The following is a 20,375-nucleotide window of genomic DNA, read 5'->3' as shown; positions in this document are numbered from 1 at the left end:
TGCGCGGCGTCCAGTTGGGGGCCTAGTATGCGTATCCCATCACCGTCTGGGCAGGCGCTTGTCGTTGTGATTCTGCGGTGCCCCGACCGGGGCTCGAACCCGGGACAAACGGATTATGAGTCCGCTGCTCTAACCGACTGAGCTATCAGGGCAGATCTAGCCTAACCGCTTTAAGGCTTCGAATGCGAATCGCGCCTGAGCGCAAATGCCAGTGGTGTGGGTCATACTGTGCACCACGATGACAGGAACGCAAAACGGACCAGTCGCTGCCTTACCCCAATCATCCAGAGGAGTCTACTCATGAACCAGTTCACTGACGTTCACGCACTAGCTGTCAAGCTCTACGATGCCCTCGGCGCGTTCCGTGAGAACGCCGACGAAGATGAGGCCACATTGTGGATGCTGTACCAAACCTTAGCCAGGTGGCTGGCGAGCATGCTGCGCCATAAGGCTGCTGACGACCAGGTCGAACAGACACTTGCAGCGATCGCGCTGCGAGACGCACTACGAGAGTTCACGTTCGCAAGCTGCCTGGCATATGGCCAACTGATGAAAGTGATCCGCGAAAGCGGTGAGGACCTGAATGATCTCGACACATCGGAGTTTGCTAGTCTTCACGACATCATCGAGGAATGCCTGACCGAAAGTAGGCTGACGCTGGGAGATCGCCTCACGAACAATTAAGCAATGATTGTCCGGGGAGCGTTCGGGGACGTGGCCTACGCGAGAGTAAGGCGAGGGGCCACTGTTCGGCCAATTGGAGCACGTCGATTGGCCCAAGTCAGGGCAATAAAAAGCTCCCGCGACTGGATTCGAACCAGTAACCGTCCGATTAACAGTCGGATGCTCTGCCGTTGAGCTACGCGGGATCAACGCATTGAAGTCTAGCGACTGATGACCAAAAGGGGCAACTTGAAAGAGGTGGTGTATCCCTCACTTTGCTGCACGTGCCAATACAGCACTGCTCACGCGCCAACGGCCAGGGTGAGTGGCTCAGGCTCACATTCGCACGCTCATGTGAGGCCGCTGCTCGGTCTCGCTAGTCGAGGCCGACACCTTCACGCACATCCCGTTCAAGCGCGTCCGCCTGATGCGCTTCCTCACCGGTTAGCGGCCCATCCGACACGAGTGTGGAGAACAACTGCCCATCAGCAGTTCGACGGATTGCAGCAGTCACTGTCGCACCCGAATCAACCGTCACCGAACGTTGAGTCACGATCGACTGCGACACAGCTTCACTCATAAGCGCCATAAAACGCTCTGGGTCCTCACTGATCGTGACGCCCGTGAACGGTTCGCGGCCGGGATCGACCCACGTGACGCTCAACGTCCGCTTCTCAGCGTTCCAGCGCGCATGCTGAACTTCGTACCACATGGCAGCGAGGTGGACACCCTCGTCACTGGCGACGAAAAATGCGTACTTGCCGGCGATGACTACTCGCCCGTCCTCGAGGCGCTCACATGGAGCACTCGCATCATAGGCGGGCAGATGCTGCGCAACCGTGGAGGGAAGCTGGCTGTGAGAAGGTTTCGAAGGTGTCATAGCAGTGAGGATATCCGCAACGGTGATCTAGTTCGCGTCCAGAAGCTGGCGCTCGTAAGGATCAACGCTCAAGCCGGCATCGATGATGGAGCGAGCCCACTCGCGAGCGCTGAACAGCGAGTGATCACGGTAGTTGCCACACGACTTTTCATCCGTACCCGGCACATCGTCCCACGCGACGTCTTCGGCAATGGCGCGAAGAGAATCGGTCACTACGCGCGCAATGTCCTCCACTGCCGGTTCTCCCCACGTAATCAGATGGAACCCGGTACGGCAACCGAACGGTGAGCAGTCAATGATTCCGTCCATGCGGTCACGCAGGAGTGACGCCAAGAGGTGCTCAATCGTATGCAACCCCCCGGTGGGGATGGCGTTCGCGTTGGGCTGGACAAAACGAAGATCGAAATTCGAGATCACGTCACCGGCAGGCCCGCTCTCACGATTGATGAGCCGCACGTAAGGCGCGCGCACAGCCGTATGATCGAGCTGGAAACTTTCCACTTCCGCCATTTCTTCTCCTAATTCTGCTCAGCGAACGCTCGCCGCCGCTCTTCACATTTCATCAACTCTGTGAAGGTCTCAGCATAGCGCTCATCATCAGAGTTCATACGCTGCAGTTTCGCATGCAGCTCGGCACTTCGACGCGTCAGATCCATCCGCACCATCGCAGCAATAATGCCGCGCGAAAACGAACGCATTTGATCGGGACGGTCCTGCGGCAAGGGTGCGACAGCCAGCTGCGTGACAACCGCATCGACAACCGGCCCGGCGCTTTCACGAATCGCTTCGGCAAATTTCTTCGTCGCAGCAGCTTCCGCCGCGTCCCCCCTGCCCATCGAGTCTTCTGCTCGGGTCAGCATGTCAGTAAAGGTCTGCAGCCCGCCGATAGCGCGCACAGCGTCGTGAACTGCCCTGTGAGCAGGCACCGTGAACGCTTCCCCACCCAGTTCCTCAAAACCGGAATCCACCACGTCGACTGGGCGTTGAATCAACACCTCAAGGGCCTGGCGCTCCAGGTTCGCCACCGGATCGTCCATCACTGCTGCAGGCACTCGTCCAGGCACGCCCGTGCCCGCCATGTCCATTGCCGAGGGCGACGTGTAGCTGCACGCCTGCGCAAAACGACCATCCTGATTGGACGCCATCCGCGGCGCGGTGCGCACCGACTTGGCCACATCTCGCATATCCATGCCGAGCCAGCCTGCCAGTGAACGCGTGTACTCGTTACGCAACGCCCTGTCCTTGATCCCGGCCACCACGGGAGAGGCAGCGTGCAACGCGGCAACGCGACCTTCAGCAGTGTTCAGATCCTGCAGGCGCAGCAACGAGCGGATGACAAACTCGAACAGCGGTGTGCGCGAATTGACCAGGTTCAATACTGCCTGATCACCGCTGCGAAGCCGCAAGTCACACGGATCCAGGCCGGATGCCTCCACGGCGACGAAGGTCTGCGCGGAGAAGTTCTGATCCTCACCAAAGGCACGAAGCGCCGCCTTACGACCGGCCTCATCACCGTCAAAAGTGAAAATAATTTCTCCACCGTGAGCACGCCCCGATGAGAGCACCACTCCAGCCGCAGGATCAGCACTGTCGCCAAGCAAACGCCGTACGATCTTGACGTGTTCGGAGCCGAACGCAGTGCCGCATGTGGCCACCGCAGTGACTTCCCCAGCCACATGCGCGGCCATCACATCGGTGTAGCCTTCCACAATGACGATGCGTCGACGCCTGGAGATTTCACGCTTGGCCAGGTCAAGGCCGTAGAGAACCTGCGACTTGTGGTAGATCGCTGTTTCCGGAGTATTCAGATACTTCGGAGAATTCGTGTCAGAATCGTCCAGGCGCCTCGCACCGAACCCGACGGTCGCACCCGTAATGTCGCGGATCGGCCACATCAGGCGCCCTCGGAAACGATCGTAAATGCCGCGGTTTCCCTGACTGGCCAGGCCGGCGGCCAGAATCTCCGCATCCGTGAATCCACGCGAGCGCAGCAGACGCGTGAGCGAATCCCACGATTGTGGAGAATACCCGATCCCGAACTGCGCACTGTCGGACTGCGAAAAACCGCGGTTGGCCAGGAAAGTGCGGCCTGGCTTTGCCTCGTGAGACATGAGCTGTTCGCGGTAGAAATCCTCTGCCACGTTGTGGGCATCCAGGAGGCGCTGACGCTTCCCCGGTTCTTCCTCACGTACCCGCCGGCCGCCTTCTTCATAGTGCAGCGTGATCGAGTAACGCTGGGCGAGCATCTCGACGGCTTCAACGAAGCTCATATGGTTGATCTTCTGGATGAAGCTGATGACGTCTCCACCCTCACCACATCCGAAGCAGTGCCACAGGCCGACTACGGGGCGCACGTGAAACGAGGGGGTCTTCTCATCGTGGAACGGGCACAGGCCCTTCAATGCGCCTACACCCGCACTCTTCAAGGTGACGTGTTCGCCTACCACCTCTTCGATCCGGCAGGCTTCACGCACCGCCGCTATGTCTTCTCGACGGATCATGCCAGCCATGGCTTCAGTGTACTGTTCCGCGCCCTCACGTCCACTGGGTCGATAGCAGTCCGCACAGGCGGGCGTGCCACTGTGAGGCTGAAATATCCGTCAATGTCGCCACCTGATCGATGACGACACGCAGCCGCTCGGCATCACCGTCGGCATGTTGCCATGCAGTCGCAAACGGCTCTTCGAGGTGCTGCCCGCGCGATTCGAGCAACGCGTCAACCAGGTCGGCAAGAATCGTGCGCTGATGCAGGTAGACCGGTTCGGTTTCTCGCGGAGACATCACGTAGTGCACAGCGATCCCCTTGAGCAGCTGAATCTCCGCCCGCACGTCCCGAGGAATCACCAGGTCCGCATGGTGCCGTCCCAGCGGGCCATCACCGGCCACCTCACGCGTGGCTGCAACAACGCTTTGACAAAACCTGCCGATCAACTGGCTGGTCAGATTTTTCAAGGCCGCAAGGTCCGCATAGGTGCCATCGAAACGGTGCAGCCACACCGGCAAGGCAAGCAGGCGTTCCATAGCCGCTTCCAGTTCAGTTGCGCTCGCTCCCGGGCCGTACCACTGCAGCGTGGAGTCGATAATGCCCGCCACATGCTCATCATCACTCACGTGGCTCACATCCATCGCGCGCGTGGCGATCGCGTCCTCCACGTCGTGCACGCAATACCCGATGTCATCAGACAGGTCCATGATCTGTGCTTCTAGGCAGCGCCTCCCCGCGGGCACATCGCCGCGCATCCAGGTGAACACCTCGGCGTCATCCTCATAGACGCCAAACTTCTTCATCGACTTGTCAGGGTCTGGGCCCTGGCCGCGCTTCCACGGATACTTCGCGATGGCGTCCAGCGTCGCCCTCGTCAAATTCAGTCCCGAGGGTGCCCCGTCCGGGGCGACAACTTTGGGTTCGAGGCGCACCACAATGCGCAGTGTCTGAGCGTTGCCCTCAAAGCCTCCGGCATCTTGCGCCAGGTCGTTGAGCACGCGTTCGCCGTTGTGACCGAACGGCGGGTGGCCCAAATCGTGAGACAGGCACGCTGCCTCCACAACGTCTGGATCTGCGCCCAGTTCTTTACCAAGCTCGCGACCCACCTGTGCCACTTCCAGTGAGTGCGTCAGGCGCGTGCGCACGAAGTCATCGCTGATGGGTCCCAGCACCTGAGTCTTGGCGCCCAAGCGTCTCAGCGCTGATGAATGGACAATTCGCGCGCGGTCACGTTCAAAATCGGTGCGTTCAGGATTCTTGGGTGATTCTGCGACGAATCGTTCACGGTCACCTGCCGAGTAGACGATCCGATGGGGCGCCTGGGCGTGGTTCATGCGCTGGTTCACGGCTCCAGCCTAACGCCCGTGCATGCTCTTCCTTGGACAATATGTGCCTTCGGCACGCGAATGGGCCACAATGGTGTTATGTCTGACACGTCGACTTTGCACGTCGCATCCGATTCAAGCGTGACTACGCGACTGGTTCAGCGCGTCCAACGGGGACATTTCCCCTGGTGGAGACGCGCCGTGACCTGCGATATCGGCGGCGGTGTGACCGATGAGGATTTGGAAGTTATCGAAAAACTCTCCTTCGATTTTGCGCGCGTCGGCTTCACGGCTGTTGCCGTCCGGCCCGCACATGCCGACATCGCGGTGGATGGGTCGCGCCTGACATCATTTATCGAGCGTGTTCACCGCACCGGCGTCAAGGTCATCGTCCGACTGTCCGGCGCGCGCGTGCCGGGCAGCAGCGAGGGAGCGTTTGTCAACTTCGAACAGGACGTGTCCTCACTGGTCGTGCGCACGAGGGCGGCTCTGAAAGCCGGTGCCGACGGGATTGACCTGGGAATCATTCGCGAGGATGACCAGTCAGGTGACGATCAGGCGCAGCGCTTCACGCAGCTGATTCATATTCTGCAGGCAGAGCTGGCCGATTTTGATCGCATGCCGATTCTGGCTGCAGAAAGCTCGATTACCACCCCACATGCATTAAGCCGTCACCTCGAAGAAGACTGGTTCCATCATCTGCGTGACGACGCACTGGTCACCTGCCCATGGGACATCACTGAGCTGCATGAACGCATTGCGTGCACGCTGTCGGAGCGTTCGCGTCTGGGTCACGTTGCCGCCTGGCAGTGGTCGCACTGCGTCACCGACAACCGCCCCGTTCTTCCCTCCCCTGGTTCGTGGGAGGAAGGCGCTTCGCAGTGGCGCCGCAATGCGATGGCACTGGTGGCATTGTCACTGCCGGGGGCGGCGTACGCACCGTTCGACAGGCTGGCCGGTCGCCGCAATTTTGATGCTCACGACGGGGCTCACGTGGAGTGGGAGCCGAGTGAGGATGCGCGCCGCGAGCGCGAAATGGTCTCACGTGCCCTGAGGATCCGTGTTGAGCGCTCCATGGGGTCAGGATCCTTGGCATACGTGAACCACCTGGCCTGGGCGCATGAGGGTGTGGGTGTGCACCTGTGCGCCGGCGTCATGGTGGTGGTCAACGCTTCTGATACTCCTGTTGAGGTTCCGCCCGAACATGCGCTGCTGCTTGATTCAACGGGGCGCTCCGGTGGTGAGCCGAATCAGCCCACTGTTGTCGGCCCTGACCAGTGCGCCTGGTTTGAAGCAGCCTTGGTTCAGGCCCCTCCCGTCTCCAGCTATTCGTAAGCCACACGGGCCTGCTCAATCAGAGAACCATCAGCGCCCGGGCATTGGCAACATCGCGCCGATCTCGATACCGGGTCGGTCTGTTCAGCGGAGCAGCCCGACCAACGCGCTAATTGCTGGTCACCGCCACAATCGGCAGGGAGGGACGATCGCCGCGATCGACGGCGAATTCGGACTGGGCGGCCAGTGAGGCCATCGCGCAACTTCCGCATGCCGGTCGGCGTGGCTCAAATCCCTTGTCTTCCTCATCCCACACAATGTCGACTGTGCCGAAATCCAGCACGCCATCCGCGCTTTCGCGCCGATGCTGTTCCATCGCCGTTGAGATCATCAGCTTGATGCGGTTGAGCTGGTTGACCTGTGAGGCACCCGGATCGTAGTCCACTGACACCACATTGGCCTGCGGGTAGCGATTGCGCAGCGCGCAGAACATTCCCTCGCCAATGATGCGGTTGGGCAGGCAGCCGAAAGGCTGTGCACAGATGATGTTCGGGCAGCCATGTTCAATCATGTCGACCATCCCCAGGCTGTGAGCGTTCCGCGATGCTGATGCCATCGCGTTGTGGAAGAACTGGATCAGTGTGGGCAGTTCCGCCTCACGCCCTTCCTCTTCAATAACGCGCACCGCGTGGTTGTTTGCCTCGAGATGGAACTTCACCAGGATTTCCCCGACCAGTCCCACCAGGGGTTTGCGCGATGTCGCGCATGGCAAGCGCGGCGACATGCGCGAAATCATCAGACGCATCGCAGAAGAAGAATTCATTGCGAATGGATACGACGGCACCATAACCCGTCATATCGCGGCTCGCGCCAACTGCGATCCGGCAATGGTGAACTATTATTTCGACTCCAAGCAGCGTTTCCGCTCCTACGTACACTCCAGCATCATCCCCGACATTACTGACTTTATTCATCAGCACGTGTGCGGAACTGACGCTCCTCCCCTGTCATCCGCCACGCGCATAGCGATTGCGCGGGAGATTAAGTGCGTCAAGTCCACGCTGTACGGTGTGGCCACGATGCGCTACATTGTCCAGCTCGAACCTCTCGCATCCATGTCAGAGCAGGCACTTATCGACGAGTTCGCTCCCATCGGGCAGCGCCGCCTGGATACGGTTGTCGAACTGGTTCGCTCGCCACGGAGCCGGTAGGTCTCCTCGCGCCCACACGCTCACGCTTCCTCGGTCAGGTGAGTGATGGTGTAGGTTTCGCCAGGACGCGTATCGAATGCGAGGTGCGTGGCGTCCAGCAGCGTCGATCTCACGCACGCGCCGTCAGCGCTTGTCACGGTCGCGTTCGAGGCTCCCGACAGACGTACCACTGCGTGCCCGCCGCTTCCGGAGGTAATCGTCATCAAAGTGACGGCGCCATCGGCCCATTCATAGCCAACCGTGAAGTTGCCGCGAGCGCGCAGCCCACTGACTCGACCGTTTCTCCACACGCGCGGCAACGCGGGCGCTGGATACATATAGTTGCGGTACTCGCGTCCATCCTGACCCACCCAGGTCGAATTGGACTGCAGCAGCATTTCGCTGACACCCGCGGTGTAGCCGAAGTTCCCGTCGATCTGGAACGGCGGGTGTGTATCGAACAGGTTGGGGTAGATCCCGTTGGCAAAAAGAGACTGGATGATGCGGTGCGCACGCTCCCCATCGCCGGCGCGGGCCCACGAATTCAGTCGCTGAGCAATTCCCCACCCGGTCGCGCGGTCAGATCGATCATTCATCGACACCTTTGCCGCGTCGAGGAATTCTGCATGATCAACAGTGATCAGGTCGCCAGGATAGAGGCCCAGCATATGCGACATGTGGCGGTGGTAGCGCTGATAGTCCGCGATCGCGGAGCCATCCGTATGATGCCCGAGGGCGCCCTCGTCGTACCATTCCTTGATCTGGCCTGAGTCGCCAATGACGATGGGGTCGAGCAGCTGCCTGGCGCACGCCCATGAACGTGAAGCGTCCGAGGTGAACGCGCCGCCATTTTCCCAGTCCCGCTCCCAATCGTCGATGGAGCAGCTCTCATCCATTTTCAGCCGATCGCCATCCACCTGCAGCACCTCTGCCGCTTCGATGGCGTCAGTCAGCATTTGCCAGATCAGGGTCTGCTCGTACACGTTGCCGTCAGTGACCGGCCCATGTTCGGGCGAGTAGGCAGGCGATGAGACCAGGCGGCGTGTGCCCGTCGAGTCGGTGGACGGGTGCAGCAGGCGCTGCACGTACAGGTCTGCCTGTTCTTTGAGCAGCGGGTAGATGTCTTCTCGCAGGCGCTCCGTGTCCCCGGTGAACTCGTACCATTCGTAGACGTTGTGCAGCATCCACGGAACCACGGCGGGCGACCATCCCCAGAAAAAGTCACGTCCCGGAGTGGTCCAGCCAAATGGAGTGTTCTCGGTGTGAGCGCTGAAACCTGATCCGTCACTGCCATCGGTACCCAGGTAGATGCGTGCCGTGCGTCTGCCCGGTTCAACCAGAGCCTTCATGAAGCGGATCATCGGATCGGCAGTTTCGACCAGGTTCGTACTGTAGGCCGCCCAGTAGATCATCTGCATGTTGACGTTGAGGTGGTAGTCGGAGTTCCATGCATTCGGCCCAACGGTATCGTCAGATCTGTTCGCCCATACGCCCTGCAAATTGGCTGGCAGCAGTGAGTTCTCCCGCGAGGAGCTGATGCCGAGGTAGCGTCCGTACTGAAACAGCACAACTTCCAGTTCGCGTTGCTGCGCAGGCGAGGCATCTCCTGCGCGGTAGGCGTCGAGCAGCACGTCAGTCGGAACGGTCCGGGCGCACTGATCCGCTTCGCCCCCGTCACATTGGCCCGCATTTTTCGCGTCGCATTGGCCCAGGTCCAGTTTTACTCGGTCAAACAGCGCGCTGTAGTCACGCTGGTGGCGTTCACGCAGGTCATCAATGCTGCGTGCAGCAGCCTCTTCCAGCACCGCCCTGACACGTCTCGACACATCGCGCGGGCTCTCGCCAGTTCGATATGCCGGATACGTCAGCGCATAATCAGTCGCCGCGCTCACCAGCAGCGACACGTGCGTGCACCCTGCAATACTCAGGTGGTCTCCCCCGTCGCTGACCTCGCCGTCAGTGCTGGCCACTTTAATTGCCGAGGCATAGCGCAGCCCGTTGTTATGCAGTGCACCGCTGACTTCAAGGAGGCCTCCGGCCACGTCAACGGTGGTGCGCTCAGCGTTTTTCTGACTGTCCTGCTTCGTTGGAAACGACACGGCCAGTGTCTGTGCGGTGGTGGACGTCAGATGCATGACAAGAACGTTGTCAGGGTTGGAGGCAAAGTATTCGCGGGTGATGTGTGTCCCGTCACGATCGAATGCGACGTGCGCGATCCCGGTCGACAGGTTCAGGTCACGTTCATAGTTCGAGTAGTGGTCATCAGCGAAACCGTAGTCAAGGTAGATATTTCCCCACGCCTGGTAGCCTCCTTGTTCGGCGGCATTGAAGCCGCCTATGAGGGTGTTCGACGCCAGGCGCGCTGCTTCTTCGCGGCGTCCCTGTTCGAATAGGTGCTGCACCGAGCGCAGCGTCTGGCCGTTTCTGCCGTGTTCGACTGAGTTGCCGCCGTCATAGGTCGGCGTGCTTCCCGGTCCGCCCGTCCACAGGGTTTTCTCGTTGAAACCGATGCGATCGCGGCTGATCTCACCAAATATCGCGCCGCCCAGGTCACCGTTTCCGATCGGCATCACTGTTTCCTGCCAGATGCGAGAGTCAGCGTCCACGATGGAGGGCGAGCCAGCTTGCGGCCCTTTTCCACTGGACATCAGTTCGGTCAGGCTCGCCGGTTGCCTGTACCACAGGCGCAGGTCGTGGTGGTGTGACGTTGTTTGCTGAGCGCTCGCCATGAGGCGCCTTCTTTCGATCGGTGCGCGGTGCGCAGTGTCAGTGCGCACGGTGCGCATGTCCACGTAGTGTGTGTGCTACCTGTTGAGCCGGCAACTGGCCAGGCGCACTGGACGCGCCAACCGTTGCAAATGTGGCCGCCAGTCCAAACTCATGGCCCGCCAGGCGTGTCGCCACACCAGCCTCGCCCATGCCGATACAGATCGTCGGCACGTCCAGGTGCGACATCGCCCACCGTCCAGCCTGCATAATCACGTCCGCATCAGCATGTGAGTGAGCGCGATAGGCAACCTTGACGATATCTCCATCCAGTGCCGCCATCTGCTCAAGTTGGCGCGTGATCTCTTCAGGTGACGGTGTCAGCTCCCAGTTGTGTGCGGAAATAATGACGGTACTGCCATCGTTGTGAGCATCGTTCACGATCTGTGCGCTGCCGGGCCATCTGGCTTCCACGTCCACACAGAGCGCAAGCGCCGCCAGTTTCCTGACACTGTGAGCGTATGCGTTTTCATCCAGGGCGCTGCGGCCGCCCTCGTCAATGGTGCGTATGGTGGCGAGGACGGGCACGGGACAGCGTTGGACAACAGCGCTGCACACGCTGGCAAGCTCGTCGGGATCTGGCCACATATCTGCGCGCCACTCGGCCAGATCAATCGGCTCGCCATGCAAGTTGTCGATCTCGTCGACGAGGGCATCCCACGTGCTCCCGGTCAGCGGTGCGATAATTCTGGTCGGATGCCCCGGCCCCAGGAAAACGGGGCCGATCTGGACTTCTCGTTGCATGTTCTCACCCGCCTGACGCGTCATCTTCAGCCAGGTGCAGGTGCTGGCGTTCATCGTCAGTTAGTGTGCGCGAGTTGAGCCACCCATCGGGAAGATGTGGTTTCTTCTCGTGTCCTGCGCGTCCTCTGCTGCCCTGCGCTGCCGACGGGAAGGGCTGATCGAGGTCAAGATCCATCAGTCGCTCATGCAGCTCCTCCAGGGAGGAAACCAGATTGAGAGCCTGGCGAGATGGCCCGCCGATCGCGAATCCGCGCAGGTACCAGCCGATGTGAGCGCGCAGGTGACGCATCGCGCGATATTCGTCGGCCATTTCTTCGACCTGCCAGCGAGCATGCTGCTCAATGATGGGTGTGATCTGGCGGAGCGTGGGCGGTGGTGGAAGCGGACGACCGTGTAAGGCTGCAACGAGTTCGCGGAACAGCCAGGGGCGGCCCTGCGCGCCGCGACCAATCACCACTGCATTACATCCTGTGCTGTCCATCATGGCTCGGGCATCGTCTCCGCTGAAAATGTCTCCATTGCCGAAGACGGGGATGTCCTCACGCACAACGTCGCGTAGTCGCGCAATCGCCTGCCACTGGGCGGCACCCGAATAATACTGGTGCTGTGTGCGTGCGTGCAGAGCAATACCGGCGACGCCTGCCTGCTGCGCAATGCGTGCGGCATCCAGGTAGGTCACGTGGCCGTCATCGATGCCGATTCGCATCTTGATAGTGACGGGAATATCTCGGCCGACAGTGCGGCCGGCATCGTCAGCCGCGCGAACCACAGCACCGACCAGTGAGGCAAACAGGTCTCGCTTGTAGGGAAGCGCAGCTCCCCCACCCTTGCGCGTGACTTTCGGCACCGGGCAACCAAAATTCAGGTCCACATGGTCGGCCAGATCCTGCTCGACAAGCAGTCGGGTCGCAGCCGCCATCACGTCAGGATCGACTCCATATAGCTGGATGGAGCGCACCCGTTCTTCAGGATCCACGCGCACCATATCCAACGTGCGTTGGTTGCCTTCAACCAGAGCGCGCGAGGTCACCATTTCGGTGACATACAGGCCCGCGGGCGCATCGATCCGGGGACGTGGATGTGCCCGCCCGTCAGGAGCTGGACGCAAATGCTCGGGCAGACCTTCCTCACCGAAGTGGCGGCACAGGCGCCGAAATGGCACATTCGTGACTCCCGCCATCGACGCCAGGATGACCGGTGACCACAATTGAATGGGGCCGACAGCTACAGGCGCGAAGGCGGGAGCACACTGAACGGGAAGTAACGTCATCGGATGGACAGGTATGCCTCAGCAGGCGCCGAGCTTATCGGCAAGCCAGGCAGGAACCTCGTCGATCGGGATGCGCACCTGCTCCATCGAGTCGCGCTCACGGATTGTCGCTGCGTGATCGTCGAGCGAGTCGAAGTCAATGGTGACGCAGTAGGGTGTGCCGATCTCATCTTGACGGCGGTAGCGCCGGCCCACCGCGCCAGCATCGTCATAGTCCACGTTCCACCGCATGCGCAGGCTCTTCGCCAGTTCGCGTGCAGGCTCCTGCAGTTCCGGCTTGCGTGACAGCGGCAAGACGGCGGCCTTGACGGGAGCCAGACGAGGATCCATATGCAGCACCGTTCGCTTGTCCGCACCACCCTTCGCGTTGGGTACTTCTTCCTCGTCGTAAGCTTCCACCAGGAATGCCATGAGAGAGCGGGTCAGACCAGCCGACGGTTCGATAACATACGGAGTCCAGCGTTCGTTCTTCTGCTGATCGAAGTAGTCCAGCTTGGCGCCGGAAGCTTCGGCATGGACCGATAGGTCGTAGTCGGTACGGTTCGCGATGCCTTCGAGCTCGCCCCACTGGGAGCCTTGGAAACCGAACGTGTATTCGATATCAACGGTGCGCTTGGAGTAGTGCGAGAGTTTCTCTTTCGGGTGTTCGTACAGGCGCAGGTGTTCGGGATCAATGCCTAGGTCGACGTACCACTGGAAACGCTGGTCGATCCACTGCTGATGCCACTGCTCATCAGTGCCCGGTTCTACGAAGAACTCAAGCTCCATCTGCTCGAATTCGCGGGTACGGAAGATGAAGTTACCTGGCGTGATTTCGTTGCGGAAGGACTTGCCGATCTGAGCGATTCCGAACGGCGGTTTCTTGCGGGAGGTCGACATGACGTTGGCGAACTGCGTGAAGATACCCTGTGCTGTTTCGGGGCGCAGGTAGTGCAGTCCGGCCTCGTCATCAACGGGACCAAGGAATGTCTTGAGCAATCCGGAGAAAGCCTTGGGCTGTGTCCACTGACCGCGCGTCCCACAGTTCGGACACGGCACGTCTTCCATCGACACGTCGCCTTCATCTTTCGAATGCTTCTCAGCGTACTGCTCGATTAGTTCGTCCTCACGCAGACGCTTGTGGCAGGACAGGCATTCGGTCAACGGGTCAGTGAATGCTGTGACATGACCGGACACTTCCCACACGCGCTTGGGCAAAATAACGGCTGAGTCCAGTCCCACAACATCGTCACGGGAGCGCACAACAGTGTTCCACCATTGGCGCTTGATGTTTTCCTTGAGTTCCACACCCAGCGGACCGTAATCCCAGGCTGAACGGGTACCACCGTAGATTTCCCCGGAGGGAAACACGAAGCCGCGGCGCTTGGCCAGGCTGATGACCGAGTCGAGACGTGAAGGGCCTTGTGCCATGTTGGAAATTCTCCTTATTTTCATCGTCGCACCTGGCTGGTGCGACGCTCACGCGCTCGAGTCTACCGGTTTTACTGCGTTACCCCTTCACTGCGCCCGCTGTCAGACCCGACACGATGTACTTTTGCAGGTATTGGAAGAGCAGGATCACAGGAATTGCCGCGACAACGGCTCCTGCGGCGAACAGGCCCCACGGTGCCACGCGCTCATCGGCAGCCCAGTTGTACATGCCGACAGCCAGTGTGAAATTTGATTCGCTTTGCAGCACGACGCGCGCAATGACGAAGTCGGAGAAACTGGCGATAAAGGACAGTAAACCGACAACAGCCAGGATCGGGATTACCAGCGGCATGATAATCGTCCAGAACGTCTGAGCGTGGCTTGCCCCGTCAATTTCGGCCGCTTCGTCAAGTTCGCGGGGAACGGTGTTAAAGAACCCGTACAGCAGGAAGGTGTTCGACCCCAATGCGCCGCCCAGATACACGCAGATCAGCGCCAGACGAGAGTCCAGTCCCAGGACCGGGAAAACGTCCTGGAGGGCGAGCAGCAGCAGGAACAGTGCCACGAATGCCAGCATCTGCGGGAACATCTGAACCAGGAGCAGGAAGGTGAGTGTGCCGCGTCGCCCTCGGAAACGAAAGCGGGAAAATGCGTAGGCGGCCGCAGCGCCCATCAGCACTGTGCCGATCGCGGTAATCGATGAAACGATCAGCGAGTTCTTGATCCACTGCCAGTACGTGGTTTGCCCCAGTGCTTGGAAGTTCTCCAATGAGAAGTGCTGGAATAACTTGTTGGCTCCGGTCAGCGTCGCGCCCGGCGACAGGGAAACAGACAAGACGTACAGCAGAGGAATCAGACAGTAGATGGTGACGAGGATACCGACCACGTACCTCCAGCCCAGCTCTCGCATCCATCGACCAGCCGACATCGAGTGGCGTGTATTGTTCGTCTGATCGTTGTGTGCGCCGCGTGTTGTGGCAGCTTGAGACGTTGATGCAGTAGTCATCACAGTTCCTCCAATGCGCGCGTCTTCCTGAAGCCCAGCCAGGAGATCACTCCTACGACGATGAAGATGACGATTGACATGGCTGATGCCAGACCGAAGTTCTGCCCGCCCCGGTCAAATGCGATCTTGTAGACCATCGAGATCAAAATGTCAGTCTCACCCACCGGCACCGACAATCCCGGATAGGACGGGCCTCCACCTGTGAGCATGTAGATCAGTGAGAAGTTGTTGAAGTTGAAGGCAAACGATGAGATGAGCAGTGGGACCGTCGATTGCAGCACCAGTGGTAGCTTCACTGACCACACTGTGCGCAGCGCCCCTGCTCCGTCTATCTTCGCCGCCTCCATGACGTCAGAGGGCAGCGATTGCAGTGCGCCCAGGCAGACGAGGAACATGTATGGGAATCCGAGCCACAAGTTCACCCCCAGGATGGAGACCTTCGCCCACGTCCCATCGGTCAGCCACGGGATGTTCGTTCCGGGCATCCAGCCCAGCAATGCCTCGTTGACGAAGCCGAAGCGCTCGTTGAGCATGCCGCGCCAGACCAGGGTGGCGAGGAAGCCAGGGAACGCGTAGGGCAGAATCATCAGGGACTGGAAGACGCGCCGGCCTTTGATGCGCTGATCAGCGAATGTCAACGCCAGGAAGAGGCCGAAGGCGAAGGTGGTGATCACCGATCCGAATGCAAAGACGAACGACCAGATCAGCGATTTAAAGAACGGGACGGCCAGGTCAGAGCTGACCACCATTGAGGCGTAGTTGTCGAAACCGACAAAGACGCGCCACCCGGGCGTGAGGTGCTCGCCGTTTGGTGAGGTGAAGAAACCGTCACTGTCTGCCGTGTACACCACGCCGGTTGCCGTGTTTGTCATGGTGTCGGCTTGTTCGTCGTAGTGGAATGTGGGCTGAGCCAGATAACCTTTGGAGCCGTCGGTGGTGACGTAATACCCGTCGTCAGGGTTGTCACTGACCGGTACAGTCAGATTGACCACGTCGTTTTGTCGGGCTGCAACATCTGCAAACGCGAGGACGTCGTAGCCTTCCACCGAGGTAATACCCAGGGAACCCACTTCCGCGTTGACCTCATGAAGCGGCACATCCTCAAAACCGACGCTCACCGCATGTGTATCGGGATCTTCGACCGCCAGCCCCAGTGTGCCGCCGTCGTCGACGACCGCCATATTGACGGTGGGCGCGCCATCCACCCTTTTCTTGTTCTCCATCATGATGGAGCTGATGGCGTCAGCTTTGGTCGAGTTATGCCCTTGCCCGTAGTTCGTGAAGGACACGTAGCCGGTATACCCCATGACGAAGACCTGGTAGATCAGGAGGAACACCAGGCCGGGGATCAGGTATTTGGCGGGCAGCATCCGCGAGGAAAAATAGATGAAATCGACGGCAACCAGCAGAAGGACCAGTAGCGCCACGATGAGCCACGACTGGACGAACGCCGCTGTGATGATGCCGTAGACGCCGAGTGCATTGACGAGCATCATCAAGATCAATTTGGCGATAAAACCGGGCCTCGTTATGTCGCGGGCATGTGAGGTGCGGTACGAGGGGGTCTGCGGTGAATCCGTTGACTGTGAGGACTGTTCTGTGTGAGAAGACGTTGCTGATGAAGGCGACGACATGGCCTACTCCTGATTGGGTGAACAGGGTGTGGGCGGCACGGTGGATGAGAAAAGAGATGCGAGGCACCTCGTTTCTCATCCCCGTGCCACTGGTCTGTCACGCTGCAGTGAGCAGCGCGACGCGACAGACACTACTCAATAGCGCCTTGAATGTTGGAGATCATCGTGTTCCAGCCTTCTTCGGGAGCTTCCTTGCCGGAGATGATGTTTGCTTCGGTCAGACCCCAGAACTGCCACACGGCGCTCATCTCAGGAATAGACGGCATGGGCATACCGGTTTCGGCAATCTTGGAGAAAGCCTGAATGTCAGGGTCATCAATTGCGGCGGCTGTTTCCTTCAGAGCCGGTGTGCGCCCAGCCAGGTCGTACATTTTCTGCTGCGCTTCGGGGGTCTTCATAAAGTCCATGAACTTCGAGACAAGCACCTGGTTCTGGCTCTTTGCAGATGCGTAGAAGACCTGGACGCCGACGAACGGCGCCGCTGTTTCACCTCCCGCTGAGGGGATGGGCAGCACAGAGATGTCCATGCCGGCATCGCGGAAAGCGTCAACGTTCCACGGACCCGTCACGGTGTATGCCGCTTTGCCGTCCAGGAAGGACTGCTTGGCGATTTCGCCGGTGATGTTGATGTCGAAGATTCCAGCGTCTGCCTGTTGTTTCAGCCATGTAGCATACGCCACCCCCTTTTCGCCACCCATCGTCAGCTCTGAGGTGTAGGAACCGTCAGCTTCCTGAGCAAAAACCGTTGCACCAAAGGAGGTCTGGAATGGGTAGTAATGGTACGGGTCTCCCTGATCTCCGGTTTGGAGGACGAACGGATACTCGGCTCCTGTCGCTTTGCCCGATTCGATCATCTCGTCGAATGTGGCAGGCTCATCCGTGGTCAGCGCGTTATTGCGCACCAGTGCCAGCGATTCGGTGGCGTAGGGCACACCGTAGGTCTGCCCGTCATAGGTCACGGCCTGCACTGCTGATTCGGTAAAGGCGTCAGCTGAATCGGCAATGTCAACCGGAGCGACGACACCATTGTTGACCAGTTCTCCCAGCCCATCGTGAGCGGTCACCATCATGTCGGGGCCTTTGCCGGTAGGTACCTGCGCGATGAAGTCTTTCGACATGGTGTCGTTGGACTTGGAGAAGATATTGACGTCAATTTGCGTTTGAGCAGTGAAATCTTTCGCGAGTTCTTTCAGCGGCCCGGTTCGGGTGTCATCTGCCCAGATAGTGAGGGATCCAACGGTTGCAGCACCGTCCGAAGCAGACTGTCCGATGGCGGACTGTTCCGCGTCAACACCGTCTGAGGACTGGCCGGACGGCGAATTTCCGCCGCATGCTGTCAGTGTGGCAACGATGGCGAGGGCACCAAGTACAGTTATGCGTCTGCGCATTCAAACTCCTATGATCGGGTGATCGTGAATCCGCACGCTCCGCTGCCGTGCGGTTGTAGCTCTTACTGTAAATAATCTCCGACAATTGTGCAAGGATTTACAGAAAAGATAGAGAACTGTTACATTCAGTACAGCGTCCACTCGGTGAGCCATGCACGGCTCACCCTCGTGATCGACTACGATCGATAAGACGTACATAACCGGGAGGGTTCAATGCCGAAGCACCGCACACGGATGACTGATATCGCTGAACACGCGCAGGTGTCAACAGCTACCGTGTCACGCGTCATTAACGGAACTGGCCCCGTGTCAGCCGAGACGCGCCACCGCGTCCTGACGGCGATTGATTCTCTGGGGTATGAACGCCCCCTTCCTGAACGCTCCTCCTCCACCCCCTGCATCGGGATCATCATCCCCGAACTGACCAATCCAATTTTCGCCGCATACGCCCACGCCATCCAGGCTGAGGTTTCGCGCACAGGTGCAATCCCATTGATCTGCAGTCAGACTCCCGGCTCCACCTCCGAGGGTGACTACGTTCAAACCCTTCTGTCCCACGGATGCTCCGGCTTGATTTTTGTGTCGGGGCGTCACGCCGATTTTCGCGGAGATATGTCCCGCTACCATCACCTGCGCGAACGACGCATCCCATTCGTCACCATCAATGGATCACGCGAGGAGATTGAAAGCGCAGATTTTTCTGCCGCCGACCAGATCGGTATCTCGATCGCCGTGCGTCACCTGCGCGAACTGGGACACACACGGATCGCTCTGCTGTCCGGGCATACGCACATCGTGCCCGCCAGCAGAAAAGTCGACGCATTCAAGACAGTCATGACTCAGGAGTTCGGAATCGACAAGCCGCGCATTGTCGAAACGTTCTACACATACGAGGCCGCCGCAGCTGCAACTCACGGTCTGCTCGATGAAGGCATGACTGCCCTCGTCACTGGATCAGATATGCAGGCACTGGGCGCAATTCGCGCGGCAAAGTCACGTGGCATGCGCGTGCCGGATGACCTGTCGGTTGTCGGGTTTGACGATTCGCAACTCATGGCTCACCTCGATCCACCCCTCACGACGATCCGCCAGCCTGTTGATGCGATTACCACGGCTGCAGTTCGCACTCTGTTCGAAGCGATTAAGAATCCTGACATGCCCGCCACGTCCGGGGCATTCTTGTACACACCGGATCTGGTTGTCCGCGGTTCGACTGGTCGCGCGCCGTCCACATCGCGATAAACTACGCATCTCACACCGGGTCCACTTGACATTCATTCTCACTTACAGTGGAGTTATGGGTATGAACTTCTCGCGCCCTCTCCTCGCCCTTGCCTGTACAGCCACCGTGCTCGCCGGGTGCTCCACTGCTTCGGCACCCCAATCGATGCAGTCTGAACGGTCGGTCATCGCTGACGCAGGCCAGTCCTCCCAGTCCGACGGGTCGACGGTACTCAACGTCGCGGCATCCTTCTACCCGCTGCAATATCTGGTGGAACAGATCGGAGGTGATCGTGTAGCTGTGTCGTCACTGACACCTCCTGGAGCCGAGCCGCACGACCTGGAGCTGTCGCCGGCCAAGGTGAATGAACTGGGGCGTTCAGACATCGTGGTGTACCTTTCTGGTTTCCAGACTGCCGTCGATGACGCTGTGGCGATCAATCCACCCGAACATGTTGTTGACGTTGCCAGTGCTGTTCAGCTCCTGTCCCCCACGCACGTAGACGAGGACGCGCAGTCGGGGCACAGTGAGGCCGAGGACACTGACTCGGCGGATGAGGAACACGGCGATCACGACACAGGTCACGAACATGACCACGGTGACGTGGATCCACATTTCTGGCTGGATCCCCAGCGTATGGCTCAGGCTGCCACGGTGATTGGACAGGCACTGGCCAAAGCCGACCCAACCAACGCGCAGCTGTACACCACGCAGGCGGCCCAGGTGTCTACTTCCCTCAACGAATTGTCGACGGAAATTGTCGAGGGCACACGCAAGTGCGCTCACACGACATTCATCACCTCGCATGAGGCCTTCGGTTACCTGGCCGACCGCGCCAGCGTGAACCAGGAAGGCATTGCCGGTATTGATCCGGAAACGTCACCCTCACCGGCCAAGCTGAAGGAGATCTCCGAGCTGGCCAAGAAAGAAGGCGTGACGACAATATTCACTGAGACTCTCATTGACCCGAAGATTGCGCAGACTCTGGCAGATGACCTGGGCATCAAGACCGCGGTCCTTGATCCGCTCGAATCACAAAACGATCCATCCAAGGACTACATGGACGTGATGAGAGACAATCTGACTGCTCTGCGCACAGCACTGGATTGCAAGTAAT

At 59.5% G+C, this 20,375-nt stretch carries 17 protein-coding genes and 2 tRNA genes; 5 read left to right on the top strand and 14 right to left on the bottom strand.

What is annotated here, in order from left to right; translation table 11 throughout:
* Window positions 1-78: 78 nt before the first annotated feature.
* Window positions 79-152: transfer RNA gene (locus QP093_RS02835), tRNA-Ile, on the bottom strand.
* Window positions 153-300: 148 nt separating this feature from the next.
* On the opposite strand from QP093_RS02835, the gene QP093_RS02830 reads away from it, so the two are divergent.
* On the top strand, window positions 301-684 hold the full coding sequence (locus QP093_RS02830) for a hypothetical protein (RefSeq protein ID WP_285014551.1): 384 nt from the start codon (window positions 301-303) through the stop codon (window positions 682-684).
* 113 nt (window positions 685-797) lie between these two features.
* Here QP093_RS02830 and QP093_RS02825 read toward each other — a convergent pair.
* The 5 genes from QP093_RS02825 to QP093_RS02805 all read right to left on the bottom strand — a co-directional run bounded on the left by QP093_RS02825 (window position 798) and on the right by QP093_RS02805 (window position 5,362).
* Window positions 798-869: transfer RNA gene (locus QP093_RS02825), tRNA-Asn, on the bottom strand.
* A gap of 170 nt (window positions 870-1,039) precedes the next feature.
* Window positions 1,040-1,543 (bottom strand): hypothetical protein, encoded by a 504-nt coding sequence (locus QP093_RS02820; protein WP_285014549.1) that lies wholly within the window; start codon window positions 1,541-1,543, stop codon window positions 1,040-1,042.
* Window positions 1,544-1,570: 27 nt separating this feature from the next.
* Window positions 1,571-2,053, bottom strand: a complete 483-nt coding sequence (locus QP093_RS02815) for an S-ribosylhomocysteine lyase (protein WP_058236406.1) — start codon at window positions 2,051-2,053, stop codon at window positions 1,571-1,573.
* 8 nt (window positions 2,054-2,061) lie between these two features.
* The gene (gene dnaG / locus QP093_RS02810; protein WP_285014547.1) at window positions 2,062-4,053 is read right to left on the bottom strand and encodes a DNA primase; all 1,992 of its coding nucleotides are present in this window, start codon (window positions 4,051-4,053) and stop codon (window positions 2,062-2,064) included.
* Window positions 4,054-4,078: 25 nt separating this feature from the next.
* Window positions 4,079-5,362: a deoxyguanosinetriphosphate triphosphohydrolase gene (locus QP093_RS02805; RefSeq protein WP_285014724.1), complete on the bottom strand. Its 1,284-nt coding sequence runs from the start codon at window positions 5,360-5,362 to the stop codon at window positions 4,079-4,081.
* 90 nt (window positions 5,363-5,452) lie between these two features.
* On the opposite strand from QP093_RS02805, the gene QP093_RS02800 reads away from it, so the two are divergent.
* Window positions 5,453-6,688: a hypothetical protein gene (locus QP093_RS02800; protein WP_285014545.1), complete on the top strand. Its 1,236-nt coding sequence runs from the start codon at window positions 5,453-5,455 to the stop codon at window positions 6,686-6,688.
* Window positions 6,689-6,797: 109 nt separating this feature from the next.
* Here QP093_RS02800 and QP093_RS02795 read toward each other — a convergent pair whose 3' ends face one another.
* Complete coding sequence (locus QP093_RS02795) at window positions 6,798-7,412, bottom strand: hypothetical protein (protein ID WP_502929365.1); 615 nt, start codon at window positions 7,410-7,412, stop codon at window positions 6,798-6,800.
* On the opposite strand from QP093_RS02795, the gene QP093_RS02790 reads away from it, so the two are divergent.
* A complete protein-coding gene (locus QP093_RS02790; RefSeq protein ID WP_285014543.1) occupies window positions 7,411-7,839 on the top strand; it encodes a TetR/AcrR family transcriptional regulator in 429 nt (142 codons plus the stop codon). The genes QP093_RS02795 and QP093_RS02790 overlap by 2 nt on opposite strands.
* Window positions 7,840-7,859: 20 nt before the next feature.
* Here QP093_RS02790 and QP093_RS02785 read toward each other — a convergent pair whose 3' ends face one another.
* The 7 genes from QP093_RS02785 to QP093_RS02755 form a co-directional block, all read right to left on the bottom strand.
* Window positions 7,860-10,604 (bottom strand): glycoside hydrolase family 95 protein, encoded by a 2,745-nt coding sequence (locus tag QP093_RS02785; protein ID WP_285014541.1) that lies wholly within the window; start codon window positions 10,602-10,604, stop codon window positions 7,860-7,862.
* The gene (aroD, locus tag QP093_RS02780) at window positions 10,585-11,328 is read right to left on the bottom strand and encodes a type I 3-dehydroquinate dehydratase (RefSeq protein ID WP_285014539.1); all 744 of its coding nucleotides are present in this window, start codon (window positions 11,326-11,328) and stop codon (window positions 10,585-10,587) included. The genes QP093_RS02785 and aroD overlap by 20 nt, the downstream gene beginning before the upstream one ends.
* A 4-nt stretch (window positions 11,329-11,332) precedes the next feature.
* Window positions 11,333-12,598 carry a tRNA dihydrouridine synthase DusB gene (gene dusB, locus QP093_RS02775; RefSeq protein ID WP_285014538.1) on the bottom strand — a complete coding sequence of 422 codons (1,266 nt, stop codon included), beginning with the start codon at window positions 12,596-12,598 and terminating at the stop codon, window positions 11,333-11,335.
* A gap of 18 nt (window positions 12,599-12,616) precedes the next feature.
* Entirely contained in the window at window positions 12,617-14,008 is a 1,392-nt protein-coding gene (locus tag QP093_RS02770) for a glycine--tRNA ligase (protein ID WP_058236399.1), read from the bottom strand.
* 79 nt (window positions 14,009-14,087) lie between these two features.
* Complete coding sequence (locus tag QP093_RS02765) at window positions 14,088-14,936, bottom strand: sugar ABC transporter permease (RefSeq protein WP_285014722.1); 849 nt, start codon at window positions 14,934-14,936, stop codon at window positions 14,088-14,090.
* A gap of 77 nt (window positions 14,937-15,013) precedes the next feature.
* The gene (locus QP093_RS02760) at window positions 15,014-16,648 is read right to left on the bottom strand and encodes an ABC transporter permease subunit (RefSeq protein ID WP_285014536.1); all 1,635 of its coding nucleotides are present in this window, start codon (window positions 16,646-16,648) and stop codon (window positions 15,014-15,016) included.
* A gap of 131 nt (window positions 16,649-16,779) precedes the next feature.
* Window positions 16,780-18,036, bottom strand: coding sequence for a sugar ABC transporter substrate-binding protein (locus tag QP093_RS02755; RefSeq protein WP_058236397.1), 1,257 nt, complete (start codon window positions 18,034-18,036; stop codon window positions 16,780-16,782).
* A gap of 213 nt (window positions 18,037-18,249) precedes the next feature.
* Here QP093_RS02755 and QP093_RS02750 point away from each other — a divergent pair, with 213 nt between their 5' ends.
* Together QP093_RS02750 and QP093_RS02745 are read left to right on the top strand one after the other, a co-directional pair.
* Window positions 18,250-19,278 carry a LacI family DNA-binding transcriptional regulator gene (locus QP093_RS02750; RefSeq protein ID WP_285014534.1) on the top strand — a complete coding sequence of 343 codons (1,029 nt, stop codon included), beginning with the start codon at window positions 18,250-18,252 and terminating at the stop codon, window positions 19,276-19,278.
* A gap of 61 nt (window positions 19,279-19,339) precedes the next feature.
* The gene (locus tag QP093_RS02745) at window positions 19,340-20,374 is read left to right on the top strand and encodes a metal ABC transporter substrate-binding protein (protein ID WP_285014720.1); all 1,035 of its coding nucleotides are present in this window, start codon (window positions 19,340-19,342) and stop codon (window positions 20,372-20,374) included.
* The last annotated feature ends 1 nt before the right edge of the window (window position 20,375 follow it).

The sequence above is a fragment of the Pauljensenia sp. UMB10120 genome, from assembly GCF_030212035.1.
In the GTDB taxonomy this organism is placed as follows: domain Bacteria; phylum Actinomycetota; class Actinomycetes; order Actinomycetales; family Actinomycetaceae; genus Pauljensenia; species Pauljensenia radingae_A.
This window is presented reverse-complemented; position numbering and strand designations above follow the sequence as displayed.